This is a genomic window from Gemmatimonadaceae bacterium (assembly GCA_020852815.1).
In the GTDB taxonomy this organism is placed as follows: Bacteria; Gemmatimonadota; Gemmatimonadetes; order Gemmatimonadales; family Gemmatimonadaceae; genus SCN-70-22.
On the sequence record JADZAN010000046.1, the window covers coordinates 219,657 to 237,378 of the forward strand.

Sequence of the window (17,722 nt, forward strand, 5' to 3'; positions counted from 1 at the left end):
GCGCGGGACTTCGGCGAAGACGCAACGACGGTCGAACGGGAGGGAGCAACGGGAGGAAGGCGCCCCGGGGCGCCCCCTCTCGCGGTACCTAGAACTTGCCCTGGATCTGGAACGCGACGACGACGCCGAACAGCGCGGCGCCTTCGATGAGCGCCGCAAGGATCAGCGCGGCGGTCTGGATGCGGCCGGCCGCTTCGGGCTGGCGCGCCATCCCTTCCACGGCATGCGCACCGATGTTGCCGATGCCGATGCCGGCGCCGATGACGGCGAGGCCAGCGCCGAGACCGGCGCCGATGAGGGAGAGACCCTGGTTGTTGCTGGTGGCCTCGGCGGCCGCCTGGAGGAGCGGGAACACTTCGATCATGGGAGAATCTCGTGCCTAACGTTGAACATCAGCGCTCGCCGAGTACGTCGTGTCCCTCGCTGCCCGTCACTGGACCCCGGGGCCCAACGGGCTTCACCAACCACTCGGCTGGCTACGTGCTGGCGCGGTGAGCGACGTCGCGTCAGTCGAACAGGTGCAGAAGACGAGAAGACGAGAAGACGAGAGGACGTGATGGCGACCCTGAGGCGCCGTGACTCGAAGCGGAAGCGACCCATTCTCGTCTTCCCGTCTTCTCGTCCTCTCGTCTTCTCCCTCCTAGTGGTGCGCCTCCCGGATCTGGCCAATGAAGACCGACGCCAGGAGTGTGAAGATGAATGCCTGCAGGAAGGCCACGAACAGCTCCAGCATCATGATGGCCACCGCCATCAGGAACGGCGCCGCCGAGACCGGGCCCGCGAAGGTGAAGATCAGCCCGATGAGCGCAAGGACGACGATGTGTCCCGCGGTCATGTTGGCGAAGAGACGGATGGCGAGTGCGAACGGCTTGGTCAGCTTCCCGATCATTTCGACCGGGGACATGATCAGGAACATCGGGATCCGCATGTACAGCGGCAGGTCCGTGTTCCAGTAGAAGATCGTGGAGAGGTAGTGAATCCCCTGGGCGCGCATCCCCGCCACCTCCACGACGATGAACGTCATGATGGCGAGTGTCGCCGTCACCGCGATGTTGCCGGTCGCTGTCGATCCGTAGGGGACGAGGCCGAGCAGGTTGGCGGTGAGGATGAAGAAGAAGATCGTGAGGAGGTACGGGACAAAGGCGTTGCCGTGATGTCCCACGTTCGGAAGGATGACTTCATTCCGCATGTAGAGCACCATCGCCTCCAGGCCGGCGGCGAATCCCTTGGGACGCCCGGCCTCGTGGTGGTGCTTCGCGTGCGCGCGCGCCGTCCCGACGAGGATCACCGTCACGAGCAGCGCGGCGATGAGCATCATCATCACGTGCTTCGTGGGCGACAGGTTGATCGAATACCCCGCGATGTGCACTGGCTCCCACAGCGGCTCGCACCCGTGCTCGCCGACGTGGCGGCCGAGGCAGATCTCCTTGTAGAACGGCGGGAAGATCGACGGAAGCTCCATGTGGTAGGAGTCCGTGATGTGCGGCGTGATGATATCGACCTTCTCGACCGCGGCGGCGGCGGCCGGCGCATGCTCCTGCGCGGCCAGCGGGGCAACGACCGGTGCGGCGAACAACGCAGAGGCCAGCAGGAGCGAACGGAGCGCGCTCATGTCTTCAGGAACAGGGGTTCAACCAACGACGACGCAAAGAGGAACACGGCGATGCTGATCATCGCCACCGGCATGGCCAGCGCGAAGGACTTCACGATCACCAGCACGTACACACCAAACACGAGAAAGCGCAGCAACGCGCCCACGCCCCACCCGGCCATCACGTTCTTCCCTGCGGTGAGGTGCAGGATCGCGAAGGCGAGACACTGTACGACAAAGGCGACGATGGCGCTGGTCACGATTGCGTGCCGCGCCTCGGCGCCGCCGTACACCAGGGTGAGCACCCACGCGAGGACCGCGATGAGCGTCGCCCCAACGACCAAGAACATCCCGAACGACTTCACTGGCGCTCCCGTTCCTCCTCGCGACGCAGGTCGGCCATCAGTCGGCGATACATGCTGTAGAACGCCGCGCCGGCACCGACGAACACTCCCACGAGCAGGCCCCACGGTTTGGTTCCCAGCCGCCGATCGACCCACTGACCGGCGTACAGGAACACCAGGATGGATGCGGCAAACTGCAGCCCAAGGCCGCCGTACCGCGCGGCCGACCGTGCCAGGCGGGCATCATCCGACTCGTCGGAGGGGCGACCGCTTGGCTTCCGTGGATCCCCGGACATTCGGGGCGGGAATCTAGGAGTTTGTGAAATTTTTCGCAAGCGAACCGGCCGGGGGACGAGCCTGCGAAGTCCAACTTGAGACGGAGGGACCGAAGCTGCTGACTCCCTTTGAGTTATGGATTCGACACCGCTTGACTGGCGCCGAAAAACTCTATAAGTTCGCAGCGCCAAGAACACGGTCCGTCCCGTCACCGCCCCTCGTCTCATCACCGCGCTCCACCGGCCCTGGTGCATGCAGTCGCGCTCGCTCGTCGTCGCCCTCCTCTCGCTCCTCGCCACGTCTGCCACGGCGTGCGGCCCGCGCTCACGCGCCGCCGACTCGGCCACGCATAATCGCGTCGCCGGCGGGCCGCCCATCGCCTCGTCGCTCGACGTGCAACTGCGCGATGCGGTGAGCTTCGCGTTTCACGTCACCAACAACGCGACCAAGCGGCTCGAACTCACCTTCCCCAATGGCCTCACGCACGACCTCCTCGTCCTCGACGACGCGGGGCGCGAAGTGTGGCGATGGAGTGATGGCCGGATGTTCACGCAGACGCTGCAGACGCACGTGCTGGAGACCAACGAAACGGTCTCATACGCCGCCGTGTGGAGCCCCGCCGAGCATCACGGCGCTTTCACCGCCGTCGCGCGCCTCAACAGCGACAACCACCCCGTCGAACAGCGCGTCCGCTTCACGCTCCCCTAGCGAGCGGTGGCGCGTGCACAGCGCGCACACGGCGCGCGGCGTACGCCACATCGCCATCCCGATCTCACGGCGAGCCCAACGCGAGGCTCGCCGTTTGCGTTTCTCTCCGCCGGCGCGGTGCATCACGCTGGCAACGCATCGCCCCGCACGGCGCGCCGCTCGTCCGACTGCTCTTATCGTCAGGCAGGGCGCACATTACCTTCCGGCGACTTTTTCTCCGACTTTCTCCCAAGGACTTGGCGTGGGCAACACCGGGCCAGCATCGCAGGGCGCGCAGGAACAGCGCGATCTCGAACTCCTCAAGAAGCTCAGCGTCGCACGCCGGGACCTCCTGGCGCAGATCGGGCGCAAGATCATTGGCCAACAGGACGTCGTGGAGAACCTCGTGGCGGCGATCCTCGCCGGTGGCCACGTCGTCATCGTCGGCGTCCCGGGGCTCGCCAAGACCCTCCTCGTCCAGACCGTCGCCGAGGCGCTGGATCTCTCCTTCTCGCGCGTGCAGTTCACCCCCGACCTCATGCCGGGCGACATCACCGGCACCGAGCTGCTGGAGGAAGACCACGCCACCGGACGCCGCGTCTTCAAGTTCGTGAAGGGGCCGGTCTTCGCGAACGTCGTCCTGGCCGACGAAATCAACCGCGCCCCACCAAAGACGCAGTCGGCACTCCTGCAGGCCATGCAGGAGCGCACCGTCACCGTCGCCGGCCAGACGCACACGCTCCCGTCGCCGTTCTTCGTGCTCGCCACGCAGAACCCGATCGAGCAGGAAGCGACCTATCCCCTCCCCGAAGCGCAGCTCGACCGCTTCATGTTCGAGCTCAACGTCGGCTATCCGTCGTTTGAGGAGGAGGAGCGCATCGTCACGTCGACGACCGGGGCGGGCGCGGTCACGATCGAACCGGTGCTTCGGGGCGACGAGGTCCTGGAGCTGCAGCAACTCGTCCGTCGCATGCCGGCGCCGCCCTCGGTCGTCAAGTTCGCCGTGGGGATGGCGCGGTCGACGCGCCCCAGCGAACCCGATGCCCTCCCCGACATCCGCAAGTACGTCTCCTACGGCACCGGGCCGCGCGCATCGCAGTACCTCGTCCTCGGCGCCAAGGCGCGCGCGGCGATGGACGGGCGTCCGGTACCCGACCTCGATGACGTGCGCAGCGTGGCGATGACCGTGCTTCGGCATCGCATGGTGATGAACTTCCAGTCCGAGGCCGAGGGTGTGGGCGCCGACCGCATCGTGACGCAGGTGCTCAAGCGGTAGCCGGGTCGGGGCGCGGCCGCGGGCCGGCGCGCGGGGGGCAGGCGCGCTCCCGCCCCGCCAGGCTCCCCACCCCACCTCCCGCGCGTAAGCCAATCGACGCCGCACGCCGCCAGCCGCAGCTCTCGCGGGTGGCGGCGTTCTGCTGCACACTATCGCCGGTTGTCGCCGTGTCCGCCCGCTCGTGCGCCCCGGAGGAAGCCCTCGCCTCACGTGACGCCCGCGTGACGGCGCGCGCGATCTTCTGGACGTCACTCGCCCCCCACCGGTGGTTCTGCCCCCGCGGAGTGTGCCCGTGTTGCGTGCCGTCACGTTTGGCCAGTGCGCGTTCGAGACGTCGCAGGTGCGAATCGCTCCGGACTCGGAGATCCACTTCGCCATTCTGCTGGTCATCGCCGCGGCACCCCCCGAAGGGATCCTCCGCGATGAACTCGTGGCGTGCATCTGGCCACGCGCCGACGACGAGGAGCGACGGCACCGCCTGCGGCAGGCGATGTATCGACTGCGCCAGCTCGACGTCCCCGTGCACCTGCGCGGCGGATCGGTGGTGCTCGACTGGGAGCGCTGCGCGCTGGACGTTCACCTCCTCCTGCACGGGACGCCGCCGCGCGAGCTCCTGGTCCGGCTGGGGGCCGTCCCCTTCCTGCCGGCGTACGCGCCCAACCTTGGCGAGCCGCTGGCGCACTGGCTGGAGGCGCTACGCGCGCGCGTGGCGACGCGCCTGCGGCGCGCCCTCTCCGACGAGGTGACGTCGACCCGCGGGCGGGCCCGCTTTCATGAGATGGGGCAGGTTGCGCGCGCCCTGCTGGCGCTCGATCCACTGAACGAGGTGGGGACGCTGGGGCTCGCCGAGGCGCTGGCGCTCGAGGGGAGCAAGGTCGAGGCGCTGCGCCTGCTCGAGGACTACGAGGAGGAGGTGGGGGCCATCAGCGCCGACTTGCAGCTCCCGGCGCGCATCCTGCGCCGGCGCGTGGCCGAGGTCCTGGACGACTCGCTGGTGCTGCGCCGCTTCGAGCTCCCGTTCATCGGGCGCGAGCGCGAGTTCCAGGTGTTGCGCCAGCTCCTGCGCGAGGTGCGGGGGGGCGACCGGCACGCCGCCATCATCACGGGCGAGGCGGGGGTGGGGAAGAGCCGGCTGGCGGGGGAGTTGTTGCGGCTGGCGGCACTGGACGGCGTCACGATCGCCACCTACACGCCGTCGGCCGGCGACACGTTCACGCCGGTGAGCACGCTGGTCACCGTGGGACAGCTCCTCCTGACGCTGCCCGGGGCGCTGGGGTGCGCGCAGGAGCACTTGCACTACGTGCGGCACCTGGGGACGCCGGAGACGGTGACCGTGTGGAGCGTGACCGGGATGGCGGCCGACATTCTCTACGCGCAGCTGGTGCAGGCGCTGGCCGAGCTGGTAATGGCCATCGCCGACGAGGCGCCGCTGGTGCTGTTCGTCGACGACGCCGAGCGGCTGCACCCCACCACGTGGCGCGTGCTGATGGATGTGTGGGACCGCGTGGAGACGCGTCCCGTGTGCTTCCTCTTTGCGGCGCGCCGGTTGCCGCCCGCGTACGGTTCGTTAGGCGCGCCCAGCTGCGAGCGGTTGACGCAGCACGTGCGCCTGGCGCCGTTTGCCAACGACGACTCGCTCCTGTTCGTGCAGCGTTGGGGGGAGCGCAACCGCGTGGTGGTGGACGAGGAGGCAGCGCTGCGGGTGGCGACGTTGTCGAGCGGGAACCCCTTCTATTTATCGGAGCTCGTGGCGCACCTGGGGCGTGGAGGCGACCCGCAGCAGACGCCGCCGAGCATTCGCGACCTGATCGGGGCGCAGCACGATGTGTTGTCGCGCGAGGCTCGGCGGGTGCTGCTGGTCGTGGCCATTCTGGAGACGCGCGCGACGACGACCCGTGCCGTGCGGCTGCTGGAGATGCCCGCCAACGACTTCATGGCGGCGATGGACGAGTTGCAGGGGGCGGGGCTGGTGGCGACGAAGGGGCCGGTGGTGTGGTGTCGGCACCGGATGGTGGCGGCGCTGGCCTCGGAGCTGGAGGTGCCGAGCATCGTGGCCTTTGCGCATGCGCGGGCGGCGGCGATGCTGGAGGGCGAGGCGGACGCTTCGCAATCGGTGGAGTTGTTAGGCGACTGTGTGACGCACTGGGAGGAGGCGGGCGAGGTAAGGAAGGCGTACGAGGCGGCGATGAAGTTGGGGTATCGGTTGGTGGCGTTGGGGATGGGGGATGAGGCGTGTAAGGCGTTTGCTGCGGCCCGCCGCTGCTCAGAAACCGACGACGACCTTCTTCCCGCGCTGGAAGGTTCGATCGCCGCAGCACGGCTGTGCGCGAACTGGAGCGACGTTAAGGACTTCTGCAGCGAGCGAAGCGAAGTTCGTGCACGCCTGTCTCTCTCGGTTTCAAGCCACGACGAATACGATCTCTTCCACGCAGAAGCCTGCATGCTTCTGTTCGACCAGAGGGAATGGCCAGGAAGACTGTCATCGATACTGGAGTCGCGAGAATCTACTTCCGGTTTCCGGCTCCGAGCAGCCACTCTCCAAGCGATGCTTGGAGACAACGACTACGACGAAGATGCGATTCGCTCAGCGGCGTCGAGCGCCTTAGAAGCGATCGATTCCTCAGATGTGACGGAACTGGAGAGCACGCTGTTTCGACTTGTGTACGACACAACTGTCGGTGATGCACATCGAGTACGCGATCATGCACTCAAGTACGCGAACCTGTCGCGAGCATCAGAGGAGATCCGTCAGCAGATACACGGCCTTCGTCGCTCGGCTAACGCCCTTGTTCGCGTTGGCTTGCACGACGTTGCGCGTCCTCTGCTTGAAGAGACTCTTGCCCTGGCAACCAAGTACAAGCTGCAGGCACAACAGTTCGCAACTTCCGATGTTCTGCTTACCTCATACCTACTCTGCGGCGAAGTAGACCTTGGAGTGGTGGAATTGACACGACAGCGAGAAATCTGCTCCCGGAATCCCACGGAAACTCTTCACGTATTGCTTCGCTACTCGGAAAGCGTGTTCGCATGGCTCACGAACGACGTGGCTTTGGCTCGAACACTATACAGGCAAATGCCTCCCACGAGACGCTTTCCGCTGATGGCCACACAGTACTGCGTTGACATAGGTGACCTCGCGCTTCGGCTGCTTATCAGTCAGCACCCCACAACGCGACGCGAAACGATTCGTCTTCACGCGCAGCATATGCGCGGGCGTTCGTTCGGGCGCCAAGACATCAACACAAGGGTTCTCAGCGCGGCATTCCGCTCTATCGGAGCGGATAAGGCGGCTCAGAAGCTGGAAGCGGAGTACGCATCAGTTCGACGCGAGATAACGGTGGGGCCGTTCACGTTTGCGCAGACGGAAGCCAAGTCGATCAAGAAACGCTACAAATGATCGATCCGATGTAGCGCCGCGCTAGGCCACGGCTGGCTTTGCCTCACCGACCTGCTTCGTGGGATTCGCAGCGCGAGATTCCTCCACCGACGCGAACAACTCGGCCCAGACGGCTTGCGATACAACAACATCGCAAATGCTCGGGTCGAACTGCTTTCCCCGGAACTTGATGAACTCTCGCCGAGCTTCCTCAGCGTCGAGCGCTTTTCGGTATGGGCGATCAGTCGTTATCGCATCGAGGGTATCTGCAAACATGATTATCCGCGACGCGAGAGGAATACTCTCTCCCTTGATCGAATCGGGGTAGCCGGTTCCATCCCAGTTCTCGTGGTGGTGTCGAACTGCAGGCACTATGTCTTTCAGACTCGTCAGCAATCCAACCAACTCGGCACCACGGACAGGATGGAGCTTCATTATGGCCCACTCATCGGGAGTGAGGCGCCCTTCTTTCGCCAAGATGCGAGCGAACTTCTCATCGATCTTACCGACATCATGCAGAAGTGCCGCCACCTCAACGCGCTCGACCTTGTCGGGCTTGAGGCCAATCGCCTTGGCTATGATACGCGACGCCTGCGAGACCCTCTTAGAATGGCCTGACGTATACGGGTCTCGCGCTTCGATTGCCGCGACCATCAGATCGAGTAGCTCCTCGGTGACTCCTGTAAGTTCGGCTGTTGTTCTCAACAATTGGCGCACGGCGATCATTGGAATCGCCATTCCCAACGTTCCGACGAGGCCGAGATTCTCAGTTAACCAACTCGTGTAGAACGTCAGGAATACGTGAAAGACCGAGAAGATGGCCGTTGACTTGTTGCCATCGACCCAGAGGCGAAGAAAGCTCTGTCCCGACACCGCGCTGACGACAGCGCTGACGCTGAGCGTATTGACCAACATTACGCTGGCAACGAGTACCGTCGTCGGTGCTAGAGTCCTAGTTGCTGTCGATAGAAAGCTGGTGTCAGCGACGTCTCCGAATGGCAGGCCACCAAACTGGTGGAAGAGGTAGATCCCAACACCGAATCCGAGCGAGACTTGCGCCACGTTGAAGCAGAACTTCAACGCGGGCCTCTTCTTGTGCACCTCCGTCACCGTCTGAGCCAGGACAACCAACGCCAGGCCGCGGTAATCCGGGAGAATAAGTGCGGCGCTCGACAGCGGAATCAAGGCGATAGAGCCGACGACGTTCTTACCTTGAGCGTAGAACGACATGAAATCGGCTAGAACCGCCAATCCGGCTAGAGCGACCCCAAGGAGTACGCTCGGATTCTCGCTTGCCGGAACTCTCAGGAGAACTAGCACGAACGCCGCGACCGCCAGCGACGCGGTAACCGCGACGACTGGCGAGGCCTTGCGCGCACCACCACGGCTTGTCTGGGTCGGCTCGACGTGTTCGATCAAGCGGCTCCAGGGCCTTGGTTCTAATCTCTGAGTAGTTTTTTCCACTCGGGACGGAAGCACTCGCCAGTGCCGAGGAATCGTTGATTCGACGAGTTGGCGCGGTTGCGGATACAGCGATCTTTAGGTGAGAGGGCCCCCGCCCCGAGGTCAGTTCCAAGTCAGAAGGCCAGAAAGTACTCCGACAATCCACTCGACGATACCCATACTCGCGTCACCTCCCTTCGAGCGTCATGCCCGATCCACTGGACATGCGGTTCTTCTAAGGTTGGCTCCGCTCGTACTGCTGGTGTTCCCGCTCTACTTCGCTCGCACGGGAACGGGGGCCTCAGTTGTCTGGTGCTGGCGTTCTGGCTGCGGGTAAGGTTCGAGGATCCGACGACGACGTTGACCCGAATGGCTCGTTAGGCGCCGCCGCGCCCAGCATCCCGCCGCGCCACCCACGCTCCGCGCGGACGACGCTCAGGCGCCTGCTGTCGCTCGCGACAACCAGCGGTTGGTGGCGTCCAGTACAGCCAGCACGCTGGCCGTCTCGGGGCTGTCCTTCACTTCACAGCTCCCGGTCAGCAACACACTGGTCCGCGATTGCTGAACCGTCACCCCCACGAAGACGAACTCACGGTCGAACGCCTCGATCAACTTCGCCCCGCCAAGGTCCAGTGGGCGGACCCCTGGTTCCCCTTCCACGATCGCGCGCAGCGCGGCTCTCGCCGCCAACTCGACTCGCGATCGCTCGTTCTCCATGCCTTCGGCCTCGCCGATGAAGGACTTTTCACCCTTGCTCAGGGTAACGCGACATGTGATCCCCGTCGCACGCGATCGGCGTACTTCGACATCCTCGAAATAGAACGGGCGTCGCAGCGACTTCTCCCCCCCCACCGCCAACTGCCCCGCCGCCGGCGTCGCCACAGCTCCCGCCGCAGGACTCGCGACACCAACCGCCGACATCGCCCCGGGCAACTGTCCTCCAGCGCCTGGCGCCGCAACGGCAGGCGCGGCACCGGCTGCCGGCGCGCCCCCCGCCGCCCCCTCGACACGAGCGTCCTTGGGACGCCGCTGATCGAGGCTGGTGGCAACCGAGATCTTCCGGTGATCCACCCGCATGCCCAGATGCGCAATCAGCGCGCTCTCGATGTTGCGGACGGTCTGCTTCGGGGTGATCTCGGCCGTGGTGAGGACATGAATCTCGTCCACGGCGCCGCTGTCGCTGGCGATGATCCGCGCCGCGATGACCCCGGGAAGGGTCGCCAGGAGTTCCTCCGCCCGCTTGATGGGAAGGACGCTTCCCGCAATGAGGGGCGAAGACTGGGGCTGTGGACTCATCATCCTCCAACGCAGGATGTGATCGCGACGGCGATCACCCCGCAGGCTCTCCCGACGGCGACAAACCGTCGAGCGGTGGTCGTGCAACCCAGCGCTCCTCGCTCACGACCCGAGAAACGCGACGTATAGTGTAGCTGTGCAAGTCCGTAATCAAGGACAGTTCCTGCCGCTGCGTCGCGGATTCTCTCACACGCCGCGTCGGCAGACTGCCTAACTCGCCGTCCCGCCGCCACTCGCGCCGACACGCGCCGACACGCGCCGACACGCGCCCCAGCAACTCGGTGTCGTCGCGCTCGCTCCGGATTCGAGATCCGATTTCGCGACGCGCTGAGCGGCGACGCGCCACGCAACGCTCGGCCAAACGCCCGGCCAAACGCGCGGCCAAACGCGCGGCGGCGCGTCCTAATGCCTTGTCGCAACTCGCGGTCAGTGGGCCACGACTCTCGCGCCCCACCGCACGGCGGCGCCCGATTCCCACGCCTCAATGCACACGATGTGCCCTCGCATTTCGCCGCTAGCCACGATCGACACCATCGCCACCGACGACGCCGATTAGAGAAGCCAAACCTCTATGTGCCGCTGGCGTCCGTACCGTCGCCTGCATCGCTCGTCGCCCCTGCATCGCTCCGCGCCCCTGCATCGCGCGACGCACCGTCCGCCACGCCCGCCTCGCCTTCCTCGTCAGGCACCAGGTGGTACTCTCGCAACTTGCGATACAGGGTCCGTTCGCCAATCTGCAACACTTCGGCGGCCTTTCGACGGTTGCCCCTGGTGTTTCGCAACGCGGATTCGATCGCGGCGCGCTCGATCTCGGCCATGGTCATCCCCGGCCGCAGCGTGACGCCGACATCCGCAGGCGCCACGCCGATGGGCTCGAGCCCACCCACCAGCCCGGCGTATCCATCCGGAGCGCGCACGTCACCGATCCATTGCCCCGCCACCTGGCCGGCGAGCGTGGCCGCCGAGCCGTGGGGCCCCGACAAGTGCGGGAAATGCGCGCCAGGCCCCCCAATCGGCTGCGACGCCTCGTCCATCCGGCGGCGGAGTTCCTCGACTTGCAGCTTGAGCTCGAGGAGTGAGCGCACGATGAACTCGAGTTCTCGCCCCTCGGCCCCCGCGTGCGCGCGCACCACCGGGCCGATGGGGACCGGGAGGAGGCGCGAGCCGCCATCTCGAATCTGCGGCGGGATGTCGGCCGGCCCTATCTCGCGACCGGGCGCCAGCACGACCATGCTCTCCACCAGGTTCCGCAGCTCGCGCACGTTGCCCGGCCACGGATAGTCGATCAGGCGCTGCATGGCCTCGGCGCTGATGCCATGGAACTGCCGGTCGTGCAGCTGCGACAGCTCGCGCACGAAGCGGCGCACCAGGATCGGGATGTCGCCGCGGCGCTCGCGAAGCGGGGGGAGGTAGATCTGCAGCACGTTGAGCCGGTAGTACAAGTCGGCGCGGAATGCCCCCTGCTCCACCGCTTCGCGGAGCGGGGAGTTGGTCGCCGCCACCACGCGCACATCGACCGGTATGGTCGCCGTGCCGCCCACGCGCGTCACCTCGCGCTGTTCCAGGACGCGCAGGAGCTTGACCTGCACGTTGGGCGGGATCTCGCCGATCTCGTCGAGGAAGATGGTCCCGCCGTGCGCGAGTTCGAAGCGCCCCAGGCGTCGCTCGGCGGCTCCAGTGAACGCCCCCTTCTCGTGCCCGAACAGCTCGGACTCGAGGAGCGTCTCGGGGAGCGCCCCCACATTCACGGCGATGAACGGCTTGTTGCGCCGCGGACTGAGCTGGTGAATGGCGCGGGCGATGAGTTCCTTCCCGGTCCCGCTCTCTCCCTCGATGAGGACGGTGCTGCTGACGGGGGCGATCTGCTCGACCTTCACCAGCACTTCGCGAATTGCCTCCGACTCGCCGATGAGCCCAGTCTCGCGCGCGAGGCGTTGCCGCTCGAGGATGCGACGCACGCCGGCAGAGGCCTCGTCGATCACCACCGGCTTTCCGAACACCTCGACATACCCAACGAGGCGCAACCGCTCGTCGATGGCGGGATCGCGCACGTCGGCGAAGCCGATGACGGCCACGTCCTGCCACAGCAGCTCGCGCACGACGGCCACGTTGGCCGGATCGAGGAGCCCGCCGGTGAGGACGACGACGGTCGGCTTGGTGCGGCGAATCGTGGCCCGCACGTCGTCGAGCGGGGAGACGACTTCGGTGTCGATCCCCGACTGCTCCAGGGCGGCGTTGAGCCGCACCGCCGGCTCGACATCGGTGAGGGTGATGAGGACGCTCATGGAGCCGCGCGCCCCGCAGCGCCGGGGGAGTGATCGGTGGAGTGGTCGCGTATGACGGCGACGGCGTGCTCGAGGACCGGTTCCAGCGCGGCGAGGCCGTCGCGCACACCGCTGGTGGAGCCGGGAAGGTTGACGATCAGCGTGCGAGCGCGCGTGCCGGCGATGGCGCGTGAGAGCGCCGCGCGCGGGAAGCGTTCGATCTCGACGCCGCGCATGCGCTCGGCGAGCCCCGGCGCCTCGCGCTCGAGCACCGCGCGTGTGGCCTCGGGGGTGACGTCGCGCGGGGAGAGCCCGGTGCCACCGGTGGTGAAGACGACGTCGGCCTCGTCGCCGTCGCACCACGCGACCAACGCCTGCACGATGGCCACGGACTCGTCGGCGACGAGTCGGCGCGCGGCCAGCGTATGGCCATGCGCCGCGGCCCACGCGGCGATGGCATCGCCCGACGCATCGGCGCGCAGCCCGCGCGCACCGGCGTCGGAGACGGTCAGGATGGCGAGGCGCATGCCGTCACGGCCCCGTGCGTGGGCGCTGCCAACGCTTAGAGGTGGGAGGCGTTCTTGTAGAACGGCATCTTCACCACGGTGGCGGCGACGCGCTTGCCGCGAATCTCGACCTCGAACGCGCTCCCTTCGCCCGACGGTGCCGTGGGCAGGTAGCATGTCCCGATCGGAATGCCGAGCGATGGGCTCATCGTCCCCGAGCAAACCGTCCCCGAGGGCTCGCCGTTGCAGAAGACCGGATAGCCATGGCGCGGGATGGCGCGCTCGGTGAAGGTGAAGCCGACGAGCTTGCGCGGGACACCGGCCGCCTTCTGCCTGACGAGTGCCTCGCGCCCCACGAAGTCGCCCTTCGAAATCTTCGTGATCCACCCGAGGTTGGCCTCGAGCGGAGTCACAGTGTCGTCGATGTCGTTCCCGTACAGCGCCATCCCCATCTCCAGGCGCAACGAATCGCGGCAGCCGAGTCCCGTGGGGGTCACGCGCGCATCGGCGGTGAGGGCGTTCCACACCGTCACGGCATGCGCCGGCGGGAAGTACAGCTCGAAGCCGTCCTCGCCGGTGTACCCCGTGCGCGAGACGCACACGTTCGGCACGCCGGCCACGCTCCCCATCACGAAGTGATAGTACTGGATGGCCGAAAGGTCGACGTCGGTCAGCGGCTGCAGGACGTCCTTGGCCACCGGCCCCTGCAGGGCGAGCAGGGCAACGTCGTCGCTGACGTCGGTGAGGGTGCAGTCGAACTTCGCGAGCTGGGTGGAGATGTGGGCAAAGTCCTTGTCCTTGTTGGACGCGTTCACGACCATGAGGATGCCGTCACCTTCGCGATACACGAGACAGTCGTCCTCGAAGGTCCCGCGGTCGTTCAGGATCCCCGAGTATTGCACCTGGCCACTGGCGAGCGAGGCGGCGTTGTTGGTGGTCACGTAGTTCACGAAGTCCACCGCCTGCGGGCCGCGCACGAGGAACTCGCCCATGTGCGACACGTCGAAGAGACCGCACTGCTCGCGCACCGCCTTGTGCTCCACGGTGATCCCAGTGGGATACTGCACCGGCATCTCGTACCCAGCGAAGGGGACGAGCTTGGCGCCCAGGGCTACGTGGAGGTCGTGGAAGGGGGTGCGCTTGAGGGGGGCGGTCGTCGCGTCGGACATGATGGCTCAGGAAGGAGGAAAGCTGCGGAGGAAATATGCCCGCGGGGGGTGGCGAAGGCGACCGGCCTACAGCGCCTCGCCACCCATCAGCACGGCCATGATCGCCTTCTGGATGTGCAGCCGGTTCTCGGCTTCGTCCCAGACGCGGCTCTGATCGCCGTCGATCACCTCGGCGCTCACCTCCTCACCGCGATGCGCGGGAAGACAATGCAGGAAGATCGCGTTAGGCTCGGCGTTGGCCATGAGGGCGCGATCGACGGTGAAGCCGGCAAAGGCCCGCTCGCGCGCCGCCTGCTCCTCTTCCTGCCCCATCGATGCCCAGACATCGGTGGTGACGACGGTGGCCCCCCGCGCCGCCTCGCGCGGGTCGCGGACGAGCTCGACGCGCGTTCGCTCGCGGGCCCGCGCGAGGAGCCCGGCGTCGGGATCGAATCCCTCGGGACAGGCGAGGCGCAGCTCGAAGCCCAGGCGGTACGCGGCGTTGATCCAGGAGTTGGCCATGTTGTTCCCGTCGCCAACCCAGGCCACCACCTGCCCCTCGTGCGTTCCCAGGTGCTGCCGCATGGTGAGCACGTCGGCGAGCACCTGGCACGGATGCAGGAAGTCGGTGAGCCCGTTGATCACCGGAATCGACGCGTGCGTCGCGATCTCCACCGCATCCTGATGCGAGAAGGTGCGGATCATGATCCCGTTCACGTACCGGCTCAGGACGCGCGCCGTATCGCCAATCGGCTCGCCACGCCCGATCTGCACGTCGCGCGGCGAGAGGAACCAGGCGGCGCCGCCCAGCTGCCACGTCCCCACCTCGAACGAGACGCGGGTGCGGGTGGACGACTTCATGAAGATCATCGCCAGCGACTTCCCTATGAGCGGCTTCTTGTCGTACCGCCCGCTTCGCATGGACTCGGCGAGGTCGAAGAGCGCCAGCAGCTCGTCGCTGGTGAAGTCGGGAATGGCGAGGAAATCGCGGTGCGACATGTGCGGGATATGGCGGGAATTCGTCGAGCGGCCGAGGCGTGCGCGCCTGGAGGCGTGCGCCCAGCCGGGCATCGATCCAGAGGGGGGAATAAGCTAAGGGCGCCTCGCGGGGGGCGGCACCCCACGCAGGGCTCGGCGGGAGCCGGAATACCCTCGCAATCCTTCAAACGACTTCATCCCGGATCGCCTCCAAAAAACCGCAGCGCCGCGCTCCACTTTCCCTGCGCGCGGGTCGAGACTTCGAGGCGGGTGGCGGCGGACGCACGGCGTCACCTCGTTCCCGTCACCAACTCCGAATGCCGGATCCCGTCCATCCGTCAACCGTTTCCGTTGCTCCTGACGCCTCGTGCGCCGCGGAGCACACGCGCGACCGGTCCCACCTGGTCGCGCAGAGCGCGCGCGATGGCCTCTGGGACTGGGACATGCGCACCAATGCGATCTTTCTCTCGCCCGAGTGGAAGCGCATTTGCGGCTACGCGGACGACGAGCTCCCTAACGAGCTGGTGACGTGGCCGCGGCTGGTGCACCCGGACGAGTTGCCGGGCGCCCTCGCACAGCTGCAATCGGCCATTGCCGGGGAGTCGGCCGTGTACGAGGCCGAGTTCCGCATGCGGCACAAGGATGGCTCGTACCGCTGGGTCGTGGCGCGCGCCGTGGTGCTGCGCGACGAGCAGGGGGAGCCGGTGCGCATGACCGGCTGGCACCGCGACATCACGGATCACATGCGCTCGCTGGAGCGCGTGGAGCGGCGCCCCGCGCAGGGGGCGATGGAGCGCGCCTACTCCAACCAGCGCGTGCTGACGTCGCTGTTGCGCGCCGGCCTGGACGACGCCGAGCTCCCCGAGCTGTTGCGCCGGGCGCTGGAGACGATGGCGTCGGCGCCGATGTTCGGCCCGCGGGCGCGCCTGGCGATCGTCCTCGCCGACGAATCGTTCGGATCGCTCAAGTGCGCGGCGAAGTGGGGGGCGGGGGCATGCGATGCGGCCATGGAGCAACTCGCCCATCGCGTCGCGGAGGAACAGCCACTCGCCGCGCGCATCTTCACCTCGACGCCCATCCATCGCTCGGCCACGCTGAGTGCTGCCGCAGGCGACGGCGTGACCGCCGAGTCGACGTGCGCGGTTCCGATCATGTCGGACGGGGCAACCATCGGCCTCTTCCTGTCGCAGGCGCTGGAGGCGAGAGCGAACAACGCGCAGGACGACGAGTTCCTCTTCGCGGCGGCGAGCATCCTGGCGGGGATGATCCGGCGGCGGCGCATGGAGGAGGAGCTGCGTCGCGCGCGCGACGCGGCGGAGGCGGCCAACCGCGCCAAGTCCGACTTCCTGGCGACGATGAGCCACGAGATCCGCACGCCGATGAACGGGGTGATGGGGATGCTCAGCCTGCTCCTCGACACGCCGCTCTCGCACGACCAGCGCGAGTTTGCGGAGACGTCGCTGGCGTCGGCGCAATCGCTGCTGTCGATCCTGAACGACATCCTCGACCTCTCGAAGATCGAGGCCGGCAAGCTGGCGTTGGAGCCGGTGCCGTTCGCGCCGGGGCCTGCGCTGCGCGACACGGTGGAGTTGCTGCGCGCGGGGGCGCAGGCCAAGGGGCTGGCGCTTACCATGACGTGCGCGCCGGACCTTCCCGGGCGCGTGCTGGTCGACGCCACGCGCCTGCGGCAGATCGTGACCAACCTCGTGGGGAACGCCGTCAAGTTCACCGCCAGCGGCGGCGTGCACGTCGCGCTCGAGACCGCGGGCGACCGCGCGCATCCGGCGCTGCAGCTGACGGTGAAGGACACGGGGATCGGCATCGCCCCCGAACAGCGGAAGTACATCTTCGAGAAGTTCACGCAGGCCGACACGTCGACCACGCGGCGCTACGGCGGGACCGGGCTCGGGCTGGCCATTGTCCAGCACCTCGTCGTGCTCCTGGGGGGGACGCTCACCGTCGAGAGCACCGTGAACGTGGGGAGTTCCTTCGCGGTGACGATCCCGGTGGAGGTGCTGGACTGGCTCCCCTCGGAATCGACGCTCAGCGATGAGCGGCTCGGCGTGCGGGCGCGCGCGCGCACCCCGTCGACCATCGCCTCGCTGCAGGCTCCGCGGCATGTCCTCCTCGTGGAGGACAACGACATCAACGCGCTCGTCGCCTCGCAGCTCCTGCAACGCGCGGGGCACCGGGTCACGCACGCCGGCAACGGGCGCGAGGCCATCGAGGCATTCGAGCGGGCGACGCTTGCGATGCACGCCTTCGACCTGGTGCTGATGGACTGCATGATGCCCGAGATGGACGGCTTCGAGGCCACCTCGCGCATCCGGGCGCTCGAGCGCCCGCGCGGCATGCATACGCCGATCGTGGCGATGACGGCCAACGCCTTCCAGCAGGATCGCGAGCACTGCCTCGCGGCGGGGATGGACAACTACATCGCCAAGCCGCTGGACCAGCGCTCGATTGCGCGCCTCTTCGAACTGTTAGGCGCCGACAACCCCGTCACCGCCCGGTAGCGCGCACTGCGCGAAGCCGCG

The 17,722-nt window shown here is 66.9% G+C and carries 14 protein-coding genes; 4 read left to right on the forward strand and 10 right to left on the reverse strand.

Annotated features, from left to right (window positions below; genetic code table 11):
* Window positions 1–88: 88 nt before the first annotated feature.
* The 4 genes from atpE to IT359_20910 all read right to left on the reverse strand — a co-directional run bounded on the left by atpE (window position 89) and on the right by IT359_20910 (window position 2,231).
* Window positions 89–364 carry an ATP synthase F0 subunit C gene (gene atpE / locus IT359_20895; GenBank protein ID MCC6931459.1) on the reverse strand — a complete coding sequence of 92 codons (276 nt, stop codon included), beginning with the start codon at window positions 362–364 and terminating at the stop codon, window positions 89–91.
* Between the two features lie 276 nt (window positions 365–640).
* Complete coding sequence (atpB, locus tag IT359_20900; GenBank protein ID MCC6931460.1) at window positions 641–1,612, reverse strand: F0F1 ATP synthase subunit A; 972 nt, start codon at window positions 1,610–1,612, stop codon at window positions 641–643.
* Window positions 1,609–1,941: a hypothetical protein gene (locus IT359_20905; GenBank protein MCC6931461.1), complete on the reverse strand. Its 333-nt coding sequence runs from the start codon at window positions 1,939–1,941 to the stop codon at window positions 1,609–1,611. Before IT359_20905 ends, atpB begins: the two co-directional genes overlap by 4 nt.
* A gap of 11 nt (window positions 1,942–1,952) precedes the next feature.
* On the reverse strand, window positions 1,953–2,231 hold the full coding sequence (locus IT359_20910; GenBank protein ID MCC6931462.1) for an AtpZ/AtpI family protein: 279 nt from the start codon (window positions 2,229–2,231) through the stop codon (window positions 1,953–1,955).
* 232 nt (window positions 2,232–2,463) lie between these two features.
* Between IT359_20910 and IT359_20915 the strand changes: the two genes are divergently transcribed.
* From IT359_20915 to IT359_20925, 3 genes are all read left to right on the forward strand, one after another.
* Window positions 2,464–2,919: a hypothetical protein gene (locus IT359_20915; protein MCC6931463.1), complete on the forward strand. Its 456-nt coding sequence runs from the start codon at window positions 2,464–2,466 to the stop codon at window positions 2,917–2,919.
* 241 nt (window positions 2,920–3,160) lie between these two features.
* Window positions 3,161–4,174 carry a MoxR family ATPase gene (locus IT359_20920; GenBank protein ID MCC6931464.1) on the forward strand — a complete coding sequence of 338 codons (1,014 nt, stop codon included), beginning with the start codon at window positions 3,161–3,163 and terminating at the stop codon, window positions 4,172–4,174.
* 292 nt (window positions 4,175–4,466) lie between these two features.
* Window positions 4,467–7,571: an AAA family ATPase gene (locus IT359_20925; GenBank protein ID MCC6931465.1), complete on the forward strand. Its 3,105-nt coding sequence runs from the start codon at window positions 4,467–4,469 to the stop codon at window positions 7,569–7,571.
* Between the two features lie 21 nt (window positions 7,572–7,592).
* Here the strand turns inward: IT359_20925 and IT359_20930 are convergent, their stop codons facing one another.
* From IT359_20930 to argF, 6 genes are all read right to left on the reverse strand, one after another.
* Window positions 7,593–8,969 carry an HD-GYP domain-containing protein gene (locus IT359_20930; GenBank protein ID MCC6931466.1) on the reverse strand — a complete coding sequence of 459 codons (1,377 nt, stop codon included), beginning with the start codon at window positions 8,967–8,969 and terminating at the stop codon, window positions 7,593–7,595.
* Window positions 8,970–9,428: 459 nt separating this feature from the next.
* Entirely contained in the window at window positions 9,429–10,289 is an 861-nt protein-coding gene (locus IT359_20935; GenBank protein MCC6931467.1) for a hypothetical protein, read from the reverse strand.
* A 569-nt stretch (window positions 10,290–10,858) separates the two neighbouring features.
* Window positions 10,859–12,574, reverse strand: coding sequence for a sigma-54-dependent Fis family transcriptional regulator (locus tag IT359_20940; GenBank protein ID MCC6931468.1), 1,716 nt, complete (start codon window positions 12,572–12,574; stop codon window positions 10,859–10,861).
* On the reverse strand, window positions 12,571–13,080 hold the full coding sequence (locus IT359_20945) for a MogA/MoaB family molybdenum cofactor biosynthesis protein (GenBank protein MCC6931469.1): 510 nt from the start codon (window positions 13,078–13,080) through the stop codon (window positions 12,571–12,573). Before IT359_20945 ends, IT359_20940 begins: the two co-directional genes overlap by 4 nt.
* Window positions 13,081–13,115: 35 nt before the next feature.
* Window positions 13,116–14,228 (reverse strand): glycine cleavage system aminomethyltransferase GcvT, encoded by a 1,113-nt coding sequence (gene gcvT, locus IT359_20950; protein MCC6931470.1) that lies wholly within the window; start codon window positions 14,226–14,228, stop codon window positions 13,116–13,118.
* A 66-nt stretch (window positions 14,229–14,294) separates the two neighbouring features.
* Window positions 14,295–15,206, reverse strand: coding sequence for an ornithine carbamoyltransferase (gene argF / locus IT359_20955; protein MCC6931471.1), 912 nt, complete (start codon window positions 15,204–15,206; stop codon window positions 14,295–14,297).
* 296 nt (window positions 15,207–15,502) lie between these two features.
* On the opposite strand from argF, the gene IT359_20960 reads away from it, so the two are divergent.
* Complete coding sequence (locus IT359_20960; GenBank protein MCC6931472.1) at window positions 15,503–17,701, forward strand: PAS domain-containing protein; 2,199 nt, start codon at window positions 15,503–15,505, stop codon at window positions 17,699–17,701.
* Window positions 17,702–17,722 lie beyond the last annotated feature (21 nt).

Bases quoted from the DNA above. Each gene is read 5' to 3' on its own strand.
- atpE (MCC6931459.1), bottom strand. From the start codon at position 364: ATGATCGAAGTGTTCCCGCTCCTCCAGGCGGCCGCCGAGGCCACCAGC.
- atpB (MCC6931460.1), bottom strand. From the start codon at position 1,612: ATGAGCGCGCTCCGTTCGCTCCTGCTGGCCTCTGCGTTGTTCGCCGCA.
- IT359_20905 (MCC6931461.1), bottom strand. From the start codon at position 1,941: ATGTTCTTGGTCGTTGGGGCGACGCTCATCGCGGTCCTCGCGTGGGTG.
- IT359_20910 (MCC6931462.1), bottom strand. From the start codon at position 2,231: ATGTCCGGGGATCCACGGAAGCCAAGCGGTCGCCCCTCCGACGAGTCG.
- IT359_20915 (MCC6931463.1), top strand. From the start codon at position 2,464: ATGCAGTCGCGCTCGCTCGTCGTCGCCCTCCTCTCGCTCCTCGCCACG.
- IT359_20935 (MCC6931467.1), bottom strand. From the start codon at position 10,289: ATGAGTCCACAGCCCCAGTCTTCGCCCCTCATTGCGGGAAGCGTCCTT.
- IT359_20940 (MCC6931468.1), bottom strand. From the start codon at position 12,574: ATGAGCGTCCTCATCACCCTCACCGATGTCGAGCCGGCGGTGCGGCTC.
- IT359_20945 (MCC6931469.1), bottom strand. From the start codon at position 13,080: ATGCGCCTCGCCATCCTGACCGTCTCCGACGCCGGTGCGCGCGGGCTG.
- gcvT (MCC6931470.1), bottom strand. From the start codon at position 14,228: ATGTCCGACGCGACGACCGCCCCCCTCAAGCGCACCCCCTTCCACGAC.
- argF (MCC6931471.1), bottom strand. From the start codon at position 15,206: ATGTCGCACCGCGATTTCCTCGCCATTCCCGACTTCACCAGCGACGAG.
- IT359_20960 (MCC6931472.1), top strand. From the start codon at position 15,503: ATGCCGGATCCCGTCCATCCGTCAACCGTTTCCGTTGCTCCTGACGCC.